Source organism: Streptomyces sp. NPDC057002, assembly GCF_042673825.1.
Classification (GTDB): Bacteria; Actinomycetota; Actinomycetes; order Streptomycetales; family Streptomycetaceae; genus Streptomyces.
Genome location: NZ_JBHURZ010000007.1, coordinates 16,742 through 35,213, shown reverse-complemented (window position 1 = coordinate 35,213; position 18,472 = coordinate 16,742). Strand labels below are relative to the sequence as shown.

Sequence of the window (18,472 nt, the reverse complement as noted above, 5' to 3'; positions counted from 1 at the left end):
CCCGCCCCCCTTTTTGTATGCACACACAGATAGGATCCTCACACAATCCGACCATTGTTTACCCGGCTCTGACGGTCTCCACCAGAGGCCACCGGATGCCTTAGAAGGAGTCTCCGTGGCGTCCTCCCGCCGCCGCCCTGCCCGAAGCCGGGTGTGGCCCAAGATCAGACTCCTTCTCCTCGTGGCGGTGGTCGCCGCCGGCGGCACGGCGCTCTATCCCGTGTGGAAGGCGGCGAACCCGGATCCGCCCGAGCTGAAGGTCCGGTACCGGACCGACACTCCGGCGACGGCCGCGGTGGCCAAGCCGTCGCTCGAGGTCTTCAACGACACCGAGAAGGCACTGCCGTTGAGCGATGTGACGCTCCGGTACTACTTCACCGCCGACGACGCCCCGGGCGCCGCGCCGTACGCATTCAACTGCGTCAACGTCGCCATCGGCTGCTCGAACGTCGCCGGACGGGTCGTCGCGATGGACAAGGCCACCGACACCGCCGACCACTATCTGGAGGTCAGGTTCGGGAAAGGCGCGGGCAGCCTGAAGCCCGGCGCCAACAGCAAGGGCATCGACCTCCAGCTCTTCCGCACCGACCACAAGAAGCTGAAGCAGTCCGACGACCGCTCCTTCGACGCCGAGATGACGAGCTACAAGGAGGCGGAGAACGTCACCGCGTACAAGCGGGGCGTCCTCGCCTGGGGCGAGGAGCCGGACGGCACCAAGGCGAGCGACGAGAAGAAGGCCTCGGCGAAGGCCGCCGCGCCCGACCCGGTGCCCGCTCCCCCGGCCGGGGTGCTCTTCGACGACTTCACCTACCAGGGCGCCAAGGACCCGGCCCTGTTCAAGCACGGCTGGCTGGTCCGCACCAGCAAGGGCGGCCCCGGAGTCGAGAACACCTGGTCGGCCGACGGCGTCACCTTCCCCACCGCCAAGGGCTCCCTGGCCGACGGCCAGGTGCTCAACCTGCGGGCGAGCACGGACGGCACCAAGGCCGGGACCAAGCAGGCCAGCCTCGGCACGGCCGCCAGCAAGTTCCGCGACGGCACCTACGCGGCCCGGATCCACTTCAGCGACGAGCCGGCCTCCGGAGACGCCGGCGATCACGTCAACCAGACCTTCTACACCATCGGCGGCAAGGGCTCGAAGTACAGCGAGCTGGACAACGAGTACATGCCCAACGGCGGCTGGGGCCGGCCCGGTCCCAAGCTCGACACCGTGACCTGGTACGACCACAAGACGAACGACCGTGTCTACGAGACCACGAAGAAGAGCCTCGACGCCTGGCACACCGTGATGATCAGGGTGAAGGACGGCGTGGTCGCGTACTGGATGGACGGCGAGAAGCTCTTCCTCAGCAATGGGAAGTACGCCCCGCGCGCCGACATGTCGGTGAACTTCAACCACTGGTTCATCGATCTGCCGTTCAAGGGCGACCGTGCGTGGGACATGAAGGTGGACTGGCTCTACTACAACGCGAACGAAACCCTGTCGGTGAACGAAGTCCAGTCCGCGGTCGAGGGCTTCACCGACAAGGGAATGAACTACTTCGACACGGTTCGGGAGTCCCGGTGAGGAAAAGGCGGTCCAACGCCCACAGGCACGCTGCGGCGGAGGCGGAGAAGAAGCCGGTGGTGAGCCGGCGTTCCGCCCTGCTGATGGGCGGTACAGGAGGCGTCGCCATGGCCGGCGGCGGCGCGTGGCTGGGCCAGGTGGTGGCCCAGCCCGCCGCCGCGCCGGCCGCCGAAGGCGCCATCGGAGGTCTCACCACGCCTCCCCTCTACGCCCCCTCCGGCCGCCGCCCCAAGTACCGCCGGGCGAGCTGGTCCCAGCAGTTCCAGTCCGGCCACGGCTGGACGCCGGGCGGCGCGGGCACCACGTCGGCCGAGGCGAACGACAAGTCCCAGTTCGTGCGGGGCACCCAGTCGGTCCGGGTCACCACCAACGGCACCGGCAAGCAGTCGTACGTCCGCAAGACCGGCCTGTCCGCGATGAGCCTGACCGGCAAGATGATCCGGCTCGTCTTCCGCGTCGACGACGTGACGAACCTGGCCAAGATGGTCTTCTACCTGGGCAGCGGCTCCCTCGCGAATCACTTCGCCTGGACCATCCACGCCCACTCCAAGACGGGGGCCAACTACGTCCAGTCCGGCGAGTGGGTGACGGTCCACCTCCAGTGGGCGGACGTCAACGGGGCGGCCGGCACGTACTCCATCGGCGCCGACGGCAAGTCGTCCACGAAGACCGGCTTCACCGACATGTCGTTCGCGGTGTACGACAACGCGGGCGGCCCGGTCACCTACCGGCTCCAGGCCGTCGAGCTGATACCGGACACGGTCTCGGTCTTCCCCAAGGGCGTCGTCTCCATCACCTTCGACGACTCCCACAAGTCGATCCACGACCTGGCCCGGCCGGTCATGGACGGCTACGGCTTCCCCGGCACGGTCTACAACATCGCCGACGCCATCGGCACGGGCAGCTTCCTGACGCTGAACCAGATGAAGTCGATGCAGGACTTCTCCGGCTGGGAGATGGCGGGCCACTCGTACGCCAACGCCGTCCACACGGCCAGCTATCCCAAGCTCACCGCCGAGCAGGCCGACGACGACTTCCGGAAGCTGCGCGAGTGGCTGGTGTCCAACGGCTTCACCAGCGAGCACTTCGCCTATCCGCACGGCGCGTTCCAGAAGACGTCCGACGGCGTTCCCGTCGACCAGATCGCGAGCCGGCACTTCACCACGGCCCGGTCGATCATCTCCGAGACGATCGAGTCGTTCGCCCCGGCGATGCCGTACCGCCTCAAGGCACTGACCGGCATCAACGACGGCAACGGCATCGGCGGTACGGCGCTGTCGAAGCTGACCGCGGCGGGCGGCCGGCTCGACCGGTGCGTGAACAGCGGTGACTGGCTGATCCTCTGTCTGCACAAGGTCACCGAGGGCCCTCCGGCGACGAGCACCGAGATCGGCAAGGCCGGTCTCGAGACCCTGATGAAGGCGATCGACGACCGGGACATCCCGGTGCTGACGGTCGAGGAGGCCATGGCCTCGTACACCTGAGGCCCGGACACGGGAGAGGGGCGGCCCCCCGGCCGCCCCTCTCCCGTGTTCTTCTCCGAGGGCCTACCAGCCGCCCTGGCCGTCCCCCTGCCGTCCTTGCTGCCCCTGCTGCTGCCAGGAGGGGTCCTGGTACGGGTACGCGCCCTGCTGCGGCGGATAGCCGTGCCCCTGATACTGCTGCTGGTACGGGTCGGGGTACCCGTGCTGCCCTTCGTATTCGCCCTGCCACTGCTGCTGCCCGGCCGGGGCCGGCGCCCCCCAGCTCACACGCTGCTGCGGTGCCGCCGCGTGCTGCTCCTCGTCGTAGCCGGGGATCGGCTGCGGCTGGGAGGGGATGCCGCCCGTCGGGCGGGGCCGGGTGCGCAGGGCCACGCCCTCCAGACGCATCAACTGGAGCGTCTCGGTGACCTTCTTGTCGGAGTACGGGTCCTCTTCCTCGAAGATCTCCGTCACATCGTTCTCGTGATCACCGGCCACGGACACCTCGACGCCGCCCTGGCGGGTGCCCCAGCTCCCCTTGTGCAGGGTGAACAGGGCATAGAAGCGCAGCGGGGTCAGCAGGGTCAGCTGGATCACGCCGTAGATCGGCGCGAGCAGGAACATGCCGAACCGCTTGATGAAGCCCATCCCGCGCCGCGGGAAGTCGAGGTACCGCACATTGCGCAGATAGCCCATCAGCACCATGAAGACGAGGTAGTCGCCGATGTGGTGGACGAACTGCTGGGGCTTGATGATGGGCAGGATGACCATCGAGTAGAACATCGCCGAGCCGAAGACCAGCCACAGCGCGAGTTCCATGCAGGTCAGCCAGAAGGCCGGCCGGTACTTCTTCTGGTGCCGGAAGGCCCACAGCGACTCGCGGAAGAAGGACTTGTTCCAGCGGACCTGCTGGCGCAGGAAGTGCGGCAGCTTCTCGGGGACGGCGGTGTAGCCGACGGCCGTCTCCTGGAAGACGACCTGGCCCTCTATCAGGCAGTAGTTGGTCATCCGGCGGTCGTCGCCGAAGACGGCCGGCTTGCCCAGGAACTGCTGGTTGAGGAAGTCCGGCAGGTACTTGCGCACCAGCGTGCCGCGGTACGCCGACAGGGCGCCGCAGCAGCACAGCACCGACTTCAGCCGGGAGTAGGCGGCCCGCTCGAAGAGGAACGAGTTGCCGTAGCGCAGGTCCTGGAGGCGGGTGAAGATGTTGCTGTCGTGGTTGAGCGCCAGCACCATGCCGGTGGAGGCCATGATCTTCTCGTCGGCCAGCGGCATCAGCAGCTCGCGCACTGTGTCCCGGGACAGCACGGTGTCCGAGTCGACGCAGAGGAAGATGTCGGAGTACGGGGCGGCCTCGAAGCCCAGCGCCAGCGCCTCACGCTTGCCCTTGTTCTCGGGCTGCACGCTGACGGTGTACTTGACGCCCTTGGCCTCGAACTCGCGGCGCATCTTCTTCGCGGCCCTGATGCCGGAGTCGTTGGCGCTGGCGTCGTCGATGATGTGGATCTCGTTCGGCAGGCGGCTCTGCGCGAGGAGGCTGCGCATGCCCTGCTCGAACATCACCGGGTCCTCGTTGTAGATCGGGATGACCGCGGTGACCCAGGCGTTCTCCAGGTACTCCAGCTCCTCCCGCCCGGCCTTGGCCGGACGGTAGAAGAGCGCGCCGAACATCTTCAGGGTCAGCAGGCCCATGGCACCCATGGAGTACAGGTGCAGGGAGCCGGCGTCGAGCCGGGTGGCGATCAGCGCGGCCAGGCCCAGGAAGACGAAGTACGAGACCTTCAGGTGCCGCCGCTTCCGGTGCGCTCGACGCCCACCGGAGTCGACGGCCCCGGGTATGTACGTATCTTCGGAAGTCACAGCTTGACCACCCGCGGGTGGTCGGCGGATTTGCCCCGGGTGTCGAACAACGCCCGGGCGCGGTCGGCGAGTTCGCCGAGGTCGATCTCGCGGTGCGGCTGGAGCAGGACGGTCAGGTCGGCGGTCTCGGCGGCGGCGAGATAGTCACCGGCCCGCTCGACGGGCATCCCGCCGACGCGCCAGTCCTCGACCCGGGGGTCGAAGTAGACGAGCTCGGCACCCCGCGCGAGGAGGTTCTCCGCGACGGCCAGCGCGGGGCTCTCCCGCTGGTCGGAGATGTCCGGCTTGTAGGTCACGCCGAGCAGCAGCACCCGGGAGCCGCGCACGGCCTTCCCCTGGTCGTTGAGCAGATCGGCCGCCCGGTTGACGACATGCACGGGCATCCGCTGGTTGATCTCCTGCGCCAGCTCCACGAACCGGAACGGGATGCCCAGCGAACGCACCTTGTAAGAAAGGTAGTTGGGGTCGATCGGAATGCAGTGCCCGCCGACGCCCGGGCCGGGGTAGAAGGGCGCGAACCCGAACGGCTTCGTGGACGCGCACCGGATCGCGTCCCACAGATCGACGCCGATCTCACGGCAGAACATCGACATCTCGTTGACGAGCGCGATGTTGACGTGCCGGTAGGTGTTCTCCAGCAGCTTGGCCATCTCGGCCTCGCGGGTGCCCTTGGCCTCGACGACCCGGTTCACGAAACGCTCGTAGAGGGCGCGGGCGGCCTTGGTGCAGTCGGCCGTGATGCCGCCGACGACCTTGGGCGTGTTCTCCAGCCCGAAGTGGGGGTTCCCCGGGTCGATGCGCTCGGGCGAGAAGGCGAGATGGAAGTCGGCCCCGACCCGCAGTCCCCCGGCCTCCAGCCGCGGCCTGACGACCTCGTCGGTGGTCCCCGGGTACGTCGTCGACTCCAGCACGACGAGCGTGCCGGCCCTGAGGTGGGCGGCGATGTCGTCCACGGCGGCGTGCACCGCGCCGAGGTCGGGAGCACCGTGGTCGGTGAGCGGCGTCGGCACGCACACCACGACGGCGGCGGCATCCGCGATGACCTCGGCCCCGTCGGTGGCCTCGAAGCCCCGCTCCAGCATGGCGCGCACATCGGAGTCGGTGATGTCGTCCACATGCGAACAGCCGGCGTTCAGCCCGTCGACCACCCTGCGGCTGCGGTCGAGGCCGACCACCTTCAGTCCCGCGGCGGCCGCGGACCTGGCCAACGGCAGCCCCACGTAACCGAGTCCGACAACAACAAGATCCACCGTGGAGGATCTGCTCACGACATCATTCCCAACCCCGTTGCCACGGCCCCGGCCAGGCGCACAGCAACCGGCCCCCCCCGAGCAAAATCGAACAAGTGCGAAGAGGTTAACAAGACCTTCACTTTTTGACCACGTTCACCCGAGGTGCGCCTTGTCACGCACACATCCGTACAACCCTTGACACACCTGGTGTGTCTGGAGCGACGGGAGCCACAAAAGGAACGGTCCTGTCCGGGTGTCAGATCTCCCGCCAGGCCTCCAGGGCGAGCCCGGGTTCGTCCTTGCGACGGGTGAGAAGCAGGGTCCCGGTCGAGGGTGAGAGGGAAGCCGCTACGACCTCGTCGTCCTCGTCGAGCGCCACCGCCACCACGGCGTCCGAGGGCAACTGAGGGCCGGACTCGGTCCACCATGCACCGGCCGACTCCTGTTCGGTCGGATAGGCGGCGAAGGCGACCCGGCCGCTCGCCGACCGCTGGGCGAGCACGGTGCAGTCGTGCCCCTCGATGTCACAGCGCACGGCGGACACCGGCCCCGGCCCGGCGGAGGCGATGAGCGTCACCGGCTTCTCGCCCGGCCGCCAGGCGCACACGTCGCCCGAGGTGTCCGTGAAGAAGAGGGTCGTGTGCTCGGCGGAGGTGGCGAGCGCCCGCAGCGTCCCCGGCCGGACGGGCACCTCGACGCCCTCCGTCCGCACCGGCGTCCTGCCCGGCTCCTCCTGCCGCCAGTGCAGCACCCCGCCGGGCACGGAGGCGTACACCTCCACAAGCCCCGACTCCCCCGTCACGGCGGCCGGCTCGCCCTCCACATCGTGCCCTTCGAGGTTCTGCCAGGGCCCCCAGCCGCCCTTCTCCTTCTGGTTGCGCAGGCTCACCCCGCCGCCCTTGTTGCGGACGAAGACATAGCCACGCCCCGCCGAGTCCACGGCCACGGCCGGCGGGCCCGTCCGGTCGCCCTTCTTGTCCGGGTGCCCGATCGAGACCCAGTCCAGGGGCGCGAGCCGGGGCCGGAAGTGCGTCGAGTGCACGAGCCCCGACTCGCCGGGCACGGTGGGCCGCCAGGCGGCCAGATGGGCGTAGCCGTCGGCGCCCTGCCCGATCGCCTGACCCGGGTGCAGCTTCTGGCCGCCGCCGACGGTGCGGGCGGCGTCCCAGGGGCCCGCGGGCCCGCGTTCCGCACGGCACAGGACGGCGTCGCCGGAGGGGAGATAGACGGTGAGGCGGCCGTCGCGGCCGCGGATGAGCCAGTCGCCGTTCACCAGTTCACTTTAGTCGTGCGGGACGGCTCGGCGCCCGGCCCGCCCCCTGCCTGGCCGACAACCGCCGTGCGACCCTGGCCGCATGAACGACAACGCGCCTGTCCTCGTCGTCGTCGACGCCGCGAACGTCGTCGGGTCGGTACCGGACGGCTGGTGGCGGGACCGACGGGGTGCCGCGGAGCGGCTGCGGGACCGGTTGGCGTCGGAGGGGGTGCCGGGTGTTTCCGGGCCGGTGGAGATCGTGCTCGTGGTGGAGGGGGCGGCTCGGGGGGTGGAGTCGGTGCCGGGAGTGCGGGTGGAGTCGGCACCGGGCAGCGGTGACGATCACATCGTGGAGGTGGTCGCGGGGGCGGCCGGGCGGTCCGTACTCGTGGTCACGGCGGACCGGGAGCTGCGGCGGCGGGTCGGGGAGCTGGGGGCGGAGGTGACGGGGCCGCGTACGGTGCGGCCGTAGGGGCCCCGGTGTGCAGGGGCCCGGTGTCCGGAGCCGAGGCCGGGTGGGTCCGCAGCCCGGCGTAGCGGGGTGCCGCCGCGCCCACCCGTGCCGCCCCCAACGGCACGCATGCCCGCGGCCAAGCGGGAGCGACACCCCACGGCGGCTGCTACGGCGTGCTCTCTGTCTTCGGTTCCTCTCCCGTCACGAGGCGGCTGTGCGTGCGGCCGTAGAGGAAGTACACGATGAACCCGGCGGCCATCCAGATGCCGAACCGCACCCATGTCTCGGCGGGCAGGTTGATCATCAGCCAGAGTGAGGCGCACACCGACAGGATCGGGATGACCGGCACCCACGGGGTCCGGAAGGCCCGGGGCAGGTCGGGACGCGTCTTGCGGAGGATGATCACACCGATGGCGACGACCACGAAGGCGAACAGCGTGCCGATGTTCACCAGCGCGGCGAGTTCGGTCAGCGGCGTGAAGCCCGCCAGCACCGCGATGATCACACCGAGCAGGATCGTCGGCCGGTGCGGGGTCTTGAACCGCGGGTGGACGCGCGAGAAGAACCGCGGCAGCAGTCCGTCACGGCTCATCGCGAAGAACACCCGGGTCTGGCCGAGGAGCAGGATCATGCACACCGTCGTCAGGCCGACCGCGGCCCCGAAGCTGATGAAGCCCGCGAACCACGGATGCCCGGTCGCCTTGAAGGCGTCGGCGAGCGGCGCGTCGACCGACAGCTCGCTGTAGTGCTGCATACCGGTGACGACGATCGACACGAGGACGTACAGCGTCGTGCAGATCATGAGGGAGCCGAGGATGCCGCGCGGCATGTCGCGCTGCGGGTTCTTGGTCTCCTCCGCGGCCGTGGCCACGACGTCGAAGCCGATGAAGGCGAAGAACACGACGGAGGCGGCGGTGAAGATGCCCATCACGCCGAAGTTGGAGGGCGCCCAGCCGAACATGAGCTGGATCAGTGGGGAATCGAGACTGGAGCCGGCCGGTACCGGCTTCTCCTCGGGGATGAACGGGTCGTAGTTGTCGCCCTTGATGAGGAACGCACCCGCGATGATCACGACCATGACGACCGTCACCTTGATGGCGACGACGACCGACGTGATCCGCGCGGACAGCTTCATGCCGATGACGAGGATGCCGGTGAGGACAAGGACGAGCGCGGCGGCGAGGATGTCGAAGCCGAAGGCGTCGGCGCCCTCCCGGCTGCCCAGACCCGCGGGCATCGTCCAGCCCGCGTTCTCCATGAGCGACTGGATGTAGCCCGACCAGCCGACGGCCACCACCGCCGTCCCCAGCGCGAACTCCAGAACCAGGTCCCAGCCGATGATCCAGGCGGGCAGTTCTCCGAGGGACGCGTACGAGAACGTGTAGGCGGACCCGGCGACCGGGACCGTGGACGCGAACTCGGCGTAACAGAGTGCGGCCAGGGCGCAGGCGACGCCGGCCGCGACGAATGCCAGGGCCGTCGCGGGCCCGGCGTTGTCCTTGGCGACAGTTCCGGTGAGTACGAAGATGCCGGTGCCGATGATCACGCCGACGCCGAAGACGGTCAGATCCAACGCGGACAAGGACTTCTTGAGCGCGTGTTCTGGCTCCTCGGTGTCGAGGATGGACTGCTCGACCTTCTTCGTCCGGAAGAGGGTGCTGCTCACGGGTACCTCCCACGCTTGTCGTCCTCGACATGATCGAGAGGTGGCACACTCCGTATGCCCCGGCGCGGACTGATTCACGCCAATGGGCCGGTTCCACCACCCTCATGGTGGGAAAACCGGCCCATCGGAACCCGTTCGGCGGCGTCGGCCGCGAGCCGCGTCAGTCGCGCACGGACTCCACGGACTCCACCGAGTCCACCGCGCCCCGCTCGTACCGCCCGTCCAGCTTGGCGACCAGCCCGGTCACCTGCCGGGCGATGTCCGGGGCGGTGAGGCCGATCTCGGCGAGGATCTCGGCACGCGTGGCGTGGTCGAGGAAGCGCGGCGGGATACCGAAGTCCCGCAGCGGCACATCCACACCCGCGTCACGCAGTGCCTGCGCGATCGCCGATCCCACACCGCCGACCCGGCTGTTGTCCTCGACGGTGACGACCACGCGGTGCCGCTCGGCGAGCGGGGCCATGGCCTCGTCGACGGGCTTGACCCAGCGCGGGTCGACGACGGTGGCGGAGATGCCCTGCTTGTCGAGCAGCCCGGCGATCTCCAGGCACATCGGCGCGAGGGCGCCGACGGAGACCAGCAGGACGTCCGGCCGGTCGGTGCCGGGCTCGCGCAGCACGTCCATGCCGCCGACGCGGCCGACGGCGGGTACGGCGGGACCGACAGCGCCCTTGGAGAAGCGGACCACGGTCGGCGCGTCGTCGACCGCGACGGCCTCGCGCAGCTGCGCGCGGACCTGGTCGGCGTCCCGCGGCGCGGCCAGCCGCAGCCCCGGCACGACCTGAAGGATCGACATGTCCCACATGCCGTTGTGGGAGGCCCCGTCGGTGCCGGTGACACCGGCCCGGTCCAGCACGAAGGTGACACCGCACTTGTGCAGGGCCACATCCATCAGCACCTGGTCGAAGGCGCGGTTGAGGAAGGTGGCGTACACCGCGAACACGGGGTGCACTCCGCCCGTCGCCAGGCCGGCCGCCGAGACGGCGCCGTGCTGCTCGGCGATGCCGACGTCGTAGACCCGGTCGGGGAAGCGCTTGGCGAACTTCTCCAGGCCCACCGGCTGGAGCATCGCGGCCGTGATGGCGACGATGTCCTCGCGCTCCTTGCCGAGTTCGACCATCTCGTCGCCGAAGACGGAGGTCCAGTCGGCGCCGGAGCTCTTGATGGGCAGGCCGGTGTCGGGGTGGATCTTGCCGACGGCGTGGAAGCGGTCGGCCTCGTCCTGGAGGGCGGGCTGGTAGCCGCGGCCCTTCTCGGTGAGGCAGTGCACGATGACCGGGCCGCCGAACCGCTTGGCCTTGGCGAGCGCGGACTCCAGGGCCTCGAGGTCGTGTCCGTCGATCGGGCCGACGTATTTCAGGCCGAGGTCCTCGAACATGCCCTGCGGGGCGATGAAGTCCTTGAGGCCCTTCTTGGCGCCGTGCAGGGTGTCGTAGAGCGCCTGGCCGACGACGGGGGTGCGCTCCAGCACCTCCTTGGTGCGGGCGAGGAACCGCTCGTAGCCGTCCGTCGTCCGCAGCGTGGCGAGGTGGTTGGCGAGGCCGCCGATGGTCGGCGCGTAGGACCGCTCGTTGTCGTTGACGACGATGACCAGGGGCCGGTCCTTGGCGTCGGCGATGTTGTTCAGCGCCTCCCAGGCCATGCCGCCGGTCAGGGCGCCGTCACCGATCACGGCGACCACGTGGTCGTCGCGGTCCTTGATCTGGTTGGCCTTGGCGATGCCGTCGGCCCAGCCGAGGACGGTCGAGGCGTGCGAGTTCTCGATGACGTCGTGCTCGGACTCTCCTTGCGAGGGGTAGCCGGACAGGCCGCCCTTCATCTTGAGCTTGGAGAAGTCCTGACGGCCGGTGAGCAGCTTGTGGACGTAGGACTGGTGGCCGGTGTCCCAGAGCACCTTGTCCCTGGGCGAGTCGAAGACCCGGTGCAGGGCGATGGTGAGCTCCACCACGCCGAGATTGGGGCCGAGGTGACCGCCGGTCTTGGAGACCGCTTCGACGAGGAAGCTCCGGATCTCCTCCGCCAGCTGGTTCAGCTCCTCCAGGCTGAGCCGGTCCAGATCGCGCGGTCCCCTGATACGGGTCAGCAGCGGCACCCGTGCCTCCTTGCAGTAGAGCTGATCGAGCAGTTGCCGGGCGTGTCGAGTCTAATGTTCCGCTCCTGAGGACTGCGCCGAGGCCGTGGGGGATACATCACGCATTCGGCTGTACCCAAGTTGTGCCACACCTACGACACAACTGTGCCCGGCACCTGCCGGTGCCGGGCACAGGGGGTCGGCCGGCGCTACGCGCGGCCCGCGGTCTTCTGCGTCTTGCGCGTCACCGCGTCGATCACGACCGTGGCCAACAGCACACCACCGGTGATCATGTACTGCACCGGAGAGGCGATGCCCTCCAGGGCGAGCCCGTACTGGATCGACACGATCACCAGCACACCGAGCAGCGCGTTCCACGTCCGCCCGCGGCCGCCGAACAGCGACGTACCGCCGATCACCGCGGCGGCGATCGCGTTCATCAGCAGGTCACCGCCGCCCGCGCCCTGGTTCGCCGCGGCGATCTTCGACGCGATGAACAGACCGCCGACCGCGGCGAAGGTCCCGGCGATCGCGAACACCGAGATCCGGACCACCTCGACATTGATACCGGCACGCCGCGACGCCTCGACGCTGCCGCCGAGCGCGAACACCTTCCGCCCGTACGCCGTACGCCGCAGCACGAAGTCCGTGACCAGGAGCACCACGATGAAGATCACCACGGCCAGGGGCAGGCCCTTGTACTGGTTGAAGACGATCGCGACGGCGAAGGCCAGGACCGCGAGCAGTACCGTCCGCACCACCGTCTCGCTCAGCGGCCGCGACGGCACGCCCGCGGCCTCACGCCGCCGGTTGCCGAGGAAGGAGCTGAGGAAGTACCCGGCGGTCACCACCGCGGCCAGACCGTAGGCGGCGGCCACGTCGGAGAAGTAGTAGCTGGTCAGCTGGGCCACGACCCCGTCCGGGTCGAGGTTGATCGTGCCGTTGTCGCCCAGGATCTGGAGCATGAAGCCGTTCCAGAACAGCAGGCCGGCCAGCGTGACGGCGAACGCGGGGACGCCGATCTTCGCGAAGAAGAAGCCGTGCAGCGCGCCGGCGACCGTGCCGGTGACGATGGACAGCACGAAGGCCAGCCACTCGTTCATGCCGTTGGTGACGTTGAGCACGGCGAAGCTCGCGCCCGCCACACCGCTGACCGAGCCGACCGACAGGTCGATCTCGCCGAGCAGCAGCACGAACACGATGCCGACGGCGATCATGCCGGTGCCGACCATGGCGACGGACATGTCGGACAGGTTGCCCGCGGTGAGGAAGTTGGAGTTCAGGCTCTGGAAGATGATCCAGATGATGGCCAGGCCGACGACCACCGGGATGGAGCCCAGGTCACCGGACTTCATCTTCCGCTTGAACTCGGTGACGTAGCCCGCGAAGCCCTGCTCGCGCACCAGGAGCCGTGGGTCGACGACCGTGACGGCGGCCTTGGCCGCCTCGGGGTTCTCCACCACGTGGTCTTCGGGGGCTCCCGTAGCCGCGGAGGTCTTGTCGATGCTCACTTGGAAACCTCCCCGTTCGTGCGCGCCGCACGGCGGGTCACGGCGTTGTCGGTGGCGCCGGTGATGGCGGAGATGATCTCTTCCTGCGAGGTCGACTTGACCTCGAAGATGCCGTTGTTGCGGCCGAGGCGCAGCACGGCGACCTTGTCCGCGACGGCCTTGACGTCGGCCATGTTGTGGCTGATGAGGATGACGGCGTGGCCGCGCTCCCGCAGCCGCTCGACGAGGTCGAGGACCTGGGCGGTCTGCTCGACGCCGAGGGCGGCGGTGGGCTCGTCCAGGATGACCAGCTTCGGCTCGCCGAGCATGGACCGCGCGATGGCCACCGTCTGGCGCTGTCCGCCGGAGAGCGAGGCGATCGGGATGCGCACGCTGGGGATGCGGATCGACAGCGTGTCGAGCAGCTCGCGGGAGCGGCGCTCCATCTCCACCTCGTCCAGGACGCCGCGCTTGCGGAGCTCCCGGCCCAGGTAGAGGTTGCCGACGACGTCGATGTTGTCGCACAGCGCGAGGTCCTGGTAGACGGTCGCGATGCCCAGGTTCTGGGCGTCGTGCGGCTTGTTGATCTGGACGGACCTGCCGTCCCATTCGATGACGCCCTCATCGATGGGGTGCACGCCGGCGATCGTCTTGACCAGCGTGGACTTTCCGGCGCCGTTGTCGCCGACCAGGGCGACCACCTCACCGGCGTGGACCTCAAGCTCTACGTCGGTGAGCGCCTGTACGGCACCGAACCGCTTGGAGACCCCGCGCAACGCCAGCACGGGCGTAGCGGACACGTGAACCATCTCCTTCGCCGCCTGACCCGGCGGGAGGTTGTGCAGAAGTGTGGGAGGAGTGATCACTCCGGCGCCCCGCGTAGCTTTGCGGGGCTGGTGTGCGGGGCGCCGGAGGAACTCGGGGTGACTACTTGAGGCCGATCTTGTCGCACGCGGCCTTGTACTTGCCGGTGCAGATCTCGCTCACGGTGTAGATGCCGTCCTTGATGACGGTGTCCTTGATGTTGTCCTTGGTCAGCGACACGACCGGGACGAGGACGGAGGGGACGGCCTTGGTGGTCGGGCTGTCGACCTTGTCCTTGGCGATGGAGTCGAGCGACTTGCCCTGGGCGAGCGCGACGGCCATCTCGGCGGCGACGTCGGCCTCCTGCGGGTAGGGCTTGTAGACGCTCATGTACTGCTCACCGGTCACGATGCGCTGCACGCCGGAGAGTTCGGCGTCCTGGCCGGTGACCGGGACGTCGGCGATGCCCGCGGCCTTCAGGGCCGTGATGATGCCGCCGGCCATGCCGTCGTTGGCGGAGTAGACGCCGACGATCTTGTCCTTGCCGAGGGCGGAGATGGCGCCCTCCATGTTGGCGTTGGCGTTCTCCGGCTTCCACTCCTTGGTGTCGTACTCGCGGCCGACCTTCACCTTGCCGTCGAGGACGGAGTGCGCGCCCTTCTTGAACAGGGCGGCGTTCGGGTCGGTGGAGGACCCGTTCATCATGACGATCTGGCCGTCCTTGGCCTTGTCGCCCAGGGCCTTCAGCAGGGCCTCGCCCTGGGTCTTGCCGACGGTGACGTTGTCGAACGAGGTGTAGGCGTCGATCGGGCCCTCGGCCAGGCGGTCGTAGGCGACGACGGGGATGTTCGCGTCCTTGGCCTTCTTCACCGAGCCGGCGATGGCCTTGGAGTCCACAGCGTCCACGATCAGCACGTCGACCTTGTTGGTCACCATGGTGTCGACCTGCTGGTTCTGCGTGGCGGCGTCCTGCTTGGCGTTGGCGTAGACGACCTCGCCCTTGCCGCCCGTGAGTTCCTTGACCTTCTTCTCGATGAGCACCCGGTCGAACTTCTCGTAGCGGGCGGTCGCGTTCTCCGGAAGGAGCAGACCGACCTTGATGTCGTCGCCCTTCTTGGCGGACCCACTGGAATCGGCTTTGTCGCCGGACTCCTTGGCGCTGCCACAGGCAGCAAGCGAAACGGCCATCGCACCGGCGGCAATCGCAACGGCGGCGCGACGCATACGCGTGTTCACTTCAGAAACCTCCCTGACGAGGCCGCGACATTGCGGCCGAGGTGGCTGGAAGTCAACTCGGCCACACGTGCGACGTCAAGAAGTAAATCCTTAACGAGATGGCAACGGTGCCATCCGTTCTCTAAGTGAAGGCGGGCGTCGCAGTCTGCAGCGCTCCAGGGGCAGTTCCGTCCAAAAGTGTCGAATCGCCCATCTCGCTGAGGGCGAGAGCGAGCGCTCCGAGGACCTCCGCACGGCCGCCGAGGGCACCGGGGAGAACGGACAACTGCCGGGCCGCGCTGGGGATCGCGTAGCGCCCCACGGACTCCCGGATCGGCCCGAGCACCAGCTCACCGGCCTCGGCGAGATCGCCGCCGAGGACCACGCGGCTCGGGTTCAGCAGATTGCAGAGATTGGCCACTCCGCTGCCGATGTGGCGGCCCACGTCGGCGACCACCCGACGGCAGCCCGGGTCCCCGTCCCGTGCGAGCCGTACGACGCCTTCCATGGTCAAGTCGGTGCCGTGGCTGGACTGCAGGAGCGGGAGCACATAGCGCGCCGCCGCGAAGGTCTCCAGACAGCCGCGGTTCCCGCAGCGGCAGACGGGACCGGATTCATCGAGAGTGATATGTCCGATTTCCCCGGCGGTGCCGCCCGGGCCGCGATAGATCTTCCCGTTGATCACCAGACCGGCGCCGACACCGCTGGCGACCTTGATGTACGCCAGGTCGCGCACCCCGCGACCGCTGCCCCAGACCATCTCGCCGAGGGCGCCGAGGTTGGCGTCGTTGTCCACGTGCACCGGCACTCCGAGCCGCCCCCGCAGCTCCTCGGCGGGCTTGGTGCCGGTCCAGCCGGGCAGGATGGCGGTCGAGCCGAGGGTCCCCGACTCGACGTCGATGGGGCCGGGCACGCCGAGACCGACCCCGGCGATCTTGGAGCGGTCGACCCCGGTGGCCTCGATCAGCCGGCTGACCAGTTGTTCCGCCCGGTCGAAGCCCTGTGTCGAGGAGGCGTCCACGTCCAGCGGCTCGGACTCCTCGGCGAGCACCTGGTGGGCGAGGTTCCCCACCGCGACGCGCAGGTGGGTGTGCCCGAAGTCGACCCCTATGACGATCCCGGCGTCCCCGCTCAGCGACACGCTGCGGGCCCGGCGCCCGCCCGCGGAGGTGGGCGTGACCTCGACGGTTCCGCCGTCCTTCAGCTCCCGGACGATGTTGGAGACCGTCGCCGCGGACAGGCCTGTCGTCCGCGCGATCTCGGCCTGGGTGAGGGAACCCGCCAGACGCACGGCTCGTACGACCCGCTCCAGGTTGGCTCGGTGCAGCGACGACTGCGACCCCGGAGTCTCCACGACGACCTCCTGCGCGCGGGGTCGCTTCGATGAGACCCCGTCCATGTCCAACTAGTGAACTCTAAGCTGAGCTGTTCGGGTCGCCTCCCGTCAAGAGGTTGAACCGTTTCCGGGTCCATGGACACACGCCCGCACGCCGCCCCCGCGAGCGGGAGCGGCGTGTACGCGAGCGAACGCGCAGGGTTATTTGAGCGCGCCGGCCGTCAGCCCCTGCACCACCTGCCGCTGGAAGACGATGTACGCGGCGAGCACCGGCAGCATCGCCATCACCAGGCCCGCGAAGAGGCCCGACCAGTCGCCCTTGTAGCCCTGGCTGACCGCGAGCTGGACGAGGCCCTGGGTGAGGACGCGCTTGTCCGGGTCCGTGTTGAGGACCGTGGGAAGCATGTACTGGTTCCACTGGCCCAGGAAGTTGAAGATCCCGACGCTGACCAGGCCCGGCTTGGCCATGGGCAGCATGATCTGGAAGAACGTTCGGCTGTGGGAGGCGCCGTCGACGAAGGCCGCCTCCGCGATGGACGTCGGCAGGGTCCGGAAGAACGCCGTCAGGAAGAACACCGTGAAGGGCAGCGAGTAGGCGATGTAGACCAGGATCAGCCCGTGGATGGTGTTCAGCAGGCCCATGTTGTTCACGACGTAGAAGAGCGGGACCAGCGCGAGCATGATCGGGAAGCTCATGCCGCCGATGAAGAGGAAGTAGATGAAGCGGTTGCCCGGGAAGTCGAAGCGGGCCAGGACGTAGGCCGCCATCGAGCCGAGCACCAGCGTGCCGACGAGCGAACCACCCACCACCAGGACGGTGTTGAGGAAGTAGTCGCTCATGTTGGCCTCGGTCCACGCCCGCGACCAGTTGTCGAAGTGCAGGGTGTCCGGCAGCGACCAGGGCGAGGAGAAGATGGACCGGTCGTCCTTGAAGGACGTCATCACCGCCCACAGCAGCGGCATCACCACCATGAACGCCCAGATGACCAGGACGCCGTGGGAGAAGACGTTGAGGACCGTGCCTTCCTTCTTCGCCTTCGGCGGCGGGCCCGCCGGGATGTCCTCCTTGGTGACGGGCGCGCCGGACTCGGCCGGCACGGGCGCGGGGGTCTGCGTCGTCTTCATCAGTACTCCAGCCGCTCGCGACGGCCCAGCCGCATCACCACGGCGGCGAAGGCCAGCGTGACGACGAGCAGGGCGACACCGATGGTGGTGGCGTAGGCGGCCTGCCCGTCACGGAACGCCTTCTGGTACACGTACAGGACCATGACGGTGGTCGAGTAGTCGGGGCCGCCCGGCCCGGTCGTCATGATCTGCACGACCGCGAAGGACTCGGCGCCCAGGGCGAGGATGCCCATGTAGACCCAGCCGGACTGCACGGTGTCCCACAGCAGCGGCAGGGTGACGCGGAAGAAGGTCGTGGCGCGGCCCGCCCCGTCCAGCAGGGCCGCCTCGTACATCTCCGCCGGGATGGAGGCCATGCCGGCGGAGAAGAGCACCACGAAGAAGCCGACCGTGGACCAGACGAGCACCGCCATCACGGCCCACAGCGCGAGGTCGGGGTCGCCGAGCCACAGCGGCTGGACGTCGTCCAGGCCGATCCCGCGCAGGATCGAGTTGATCGCGCCGCTGTCCGGGTTGTACGCGAACGCGAACAGCAGGGCGACGATGGCGATGGAGAGCACCTGCGGAAAGAAATAGACGATCTTGTAGAAGGAGGAGCCCCGGACGCCGGTGACCACCGGTCCGTTCCTTCTCTTCCGTCCGCCGACATTGATCATGAAGGCGAAGAACAGCGCCAGGCTGATCGTCACGACCGGCAGCAGAAGCGCGAACAGCAGGCTGTGCTGCAACGACTTCCAGAAGATCTCGTCGTCGAGCAGCCGGCTGTAGTTGTCGAAGCCGACCATCTTGAATTCGGGGCTCAGGCCGGTCCAGTCCGTGAACGAGTAATAGATGGACTGGATGAACGGCCAGACCACGAAGAGCGCGTACAGGCCGAGGGGCAACGCGAGGAAGCCCACGATGAACCGGTACTTGCCGTGCTGCATCGCCACTC

General features: G+C 68.6%; 14 protein-coding genes. 3 read left to right on the top strand and 11 right to left on the bottom strand.

Features of this window, described 5'->3' with window-relative positions; translation table 11 throughout:
• Window positions 1–115: 115 nt before the first annotated feature.
• Both ACFT32_RS31270 and ACFT32_RS31265 read left to right on the top strand, forming a co-directional pair.
• Complete coding sequence (locus ACFT32_RS31270) at window positions 116–1,567, top strand: cellulose binding domain-containing protein (RefSeq protein WP_382495989.1); 1,452 nt, start codon at window positions 116–118, stop codon at window positions 1,565–1,567.
• A gap of 59 nt (window positions 1,568–1,626) precedes the next feature.
• Window positions 1,627–3,051: a polysaccharide deacetylase family protein gene (locus ACFT32_RS31265; protein WP_382495988.1), complete on the top strand. Its 1,425-nt coding sequence runs from the start codon at window positions 1,627–1,629 to the stop codon at window positions 3,049–3,051.
• Between the two features lie 63 nt (window positions 3,052–3,114).
• Here ACFT32_RS31265 and ACFT32_RS31260 read toward each other — a convergent pair whose 3' ends face one another.
• The 3 genes from ACFT32_RS31260 to ACFT32_RS31250 all read right to left on the bottom strand — a co-directional run bounded on the left by ACFT32_RS31260 (window position 3,115) and on the right by ACFT32_RS31250 (window position 7,395).
• Window positions 3,115–4,890, bottom strand: a complete 1,776-nt coding sequence (locus ACFT32_RS31260; protein WP_382495986.1) for a glycosyltransferase — start codon at window positions 4,888–4,890, stop codon at window positions 3,115–3,117.
• Window positions 4,887–6,158 (bottom strand): nucleotide sugar dehydrogenase, encoded by a 1,272-nt coding sequence (locus ACFT32_RS31255; RefSeq protein WP_382495984.1) that lies wholly within the window; start codon window positions 6,156–6,158, stop codon window positions 4,887–4,889. The genes ACFT32_RS31260 and ACFT32_RS31255 overlap by 4 nt, the downstream gene beginning before the upstream one ends.
• Before the next feature lie 220 nt (window positions 6,159–6,378).
• A complete protein-coding gene (locus ACFT32_RS31250) occupies window positions 6,379–7,395 on the bottom strand; it encodes a hypothetical protein (protein ID WP_382495982.1) in 1,017 nt (338 codons plus the stop codon).
• An 82-nt stretch (window positions 7,396–7,477) separates the two neighbouring features.
• Between ACFT32_RS31250 and ACFT32_RS31245 the strand changes: the two genes are divergently transcribed.
• The gene (locus ACFT32_RS31245) at window positions 7,478–7,849 is read left to right on the top strand and encodes an NTP pyrophosphohydrolase (protein WP_382495980.1); all 372 of its coding nucleotides are present in this window, start codon (window positions 7,478–7,480) and stop codon (window positions 7,847–7,849) included.
• A gap of 148 nt (window positions 7,850–7,997) precedes the next feature.
• Here the strand turns inward: ACFT32_RS31245 and ACFT32_RS31240 are convergent, their stop codons facing one another.
• From ACFT32_RS31240 to ACFT32_RS31205, 8 genes are all read right to left on the bottom strand, one after another.
• Window positions 7,998–9,497 carry an amino acid permease gene (locus tag ACFT32_RS31240; protein ID WP_382495978.1) on the bottom strand — a complete coding sequence of 500 codons (1,500 nt, stop codon included), beginning with the start codon at window positions 9,495–9,497 and terminating at the stop codon, window positions 7,998–8,000.
• A gap of 160 nt (window positions 9,498–9,657) precedes the next feature.
• Window positions 9,658–11,589: a 1-deoxy-D-xylulose-5-phosphate synthase gene (dxs, locus tag ACFT32_RS31235; RefSeq protein ID WP_382495976.1), complete on the bottom strand. Its 1,932-nt coding sequence runs from the start codon at window positions 11,587–11,589 to the stop codon at window positions 9,658–9,660.
• Window positions 11,590–11,777: 188 nt separating this feature from the next.
• Window positions 11,778–13,079: a sugar ABC transporter permease gene (locus ACFT32_RS31230; protein ID WP_382495974.1), complete on the bottom strand. Its 1,302-nt coding sequence runs from the start codon at window positions 13,077–13,079 to the stop codon at window positions 11,778–11,780.
• The gene (locus ACFT32_RS31225) at window positions 13,076–13,867 is read right to left on the bottom strand and encodes an ATP-binding cassette domain-containing protein (RefSeq protein WP_382495972.1); all 792 of its coding nucleotides are present in this window, start codon (window positions 13,865–13,867) and stop codon (window positions 13,076–13,078) included. Before ACFT32_RS31225 ends, ACFT32_RS31230 begins: the two co-directional genes overlap by 4 nt.
• A gap of 118 nt (window positions 13,868–13,985) precedes the next feature.
• Complete coding sequence (locus ACFT32_RS31220) at window positions 13,986–15,086, bottom strand: sugar ABC transporter substrate-binding protein (RefSeq protein ID WP_382496674.1); 1,101 nt, start codon at window positions 15,084–15,086, stop codon at window positions 13,986–13,988.
• Window positions 15,087–15,219: 133 nt separating this feature from the next.
• A complete protein-coding gene (locus ACFT32_RS31215) occupies window positions 15,220–16,431 on the bottom strand; it encodes an ROK family protein (protein WP_382495970.1) in 1,212 nt (403 codons plus the stop codon).
• Window positions 16,432–16,614: 183 nt separating this feature from the next.
• The gene (locus tag ACFT32_RS31210; RefSeq protein ID WP_382495968.1) at window positions 16,615–17,538 is read right to left on the bottom strand and encodes a carbohydrate ABC transporter permease; all 924 of its coding nucleotides are present in this window, start codon (window positions 17,536–17,538) and stop codon (window positions 16,615–16,617) included.
• On the bottom strand, window positions 17,538–18,464 hold the full coding sequence (locus tag ACFT32_RS31205; protein ID WP_382495966.1) for a carbohydrate ABC transporter permease: 927 nt from the start codon (window positions 18,462–18,464) through the stop codon (window positions 17,538–17,540). Before ACFT32_RS31205 ends, ACFT32_RS31210 begins: the two co-directional genes overlap by 1 nt.
• Between the last annotated feature and the right edge of the window lie 8 nt (window positions 18,465–18,472).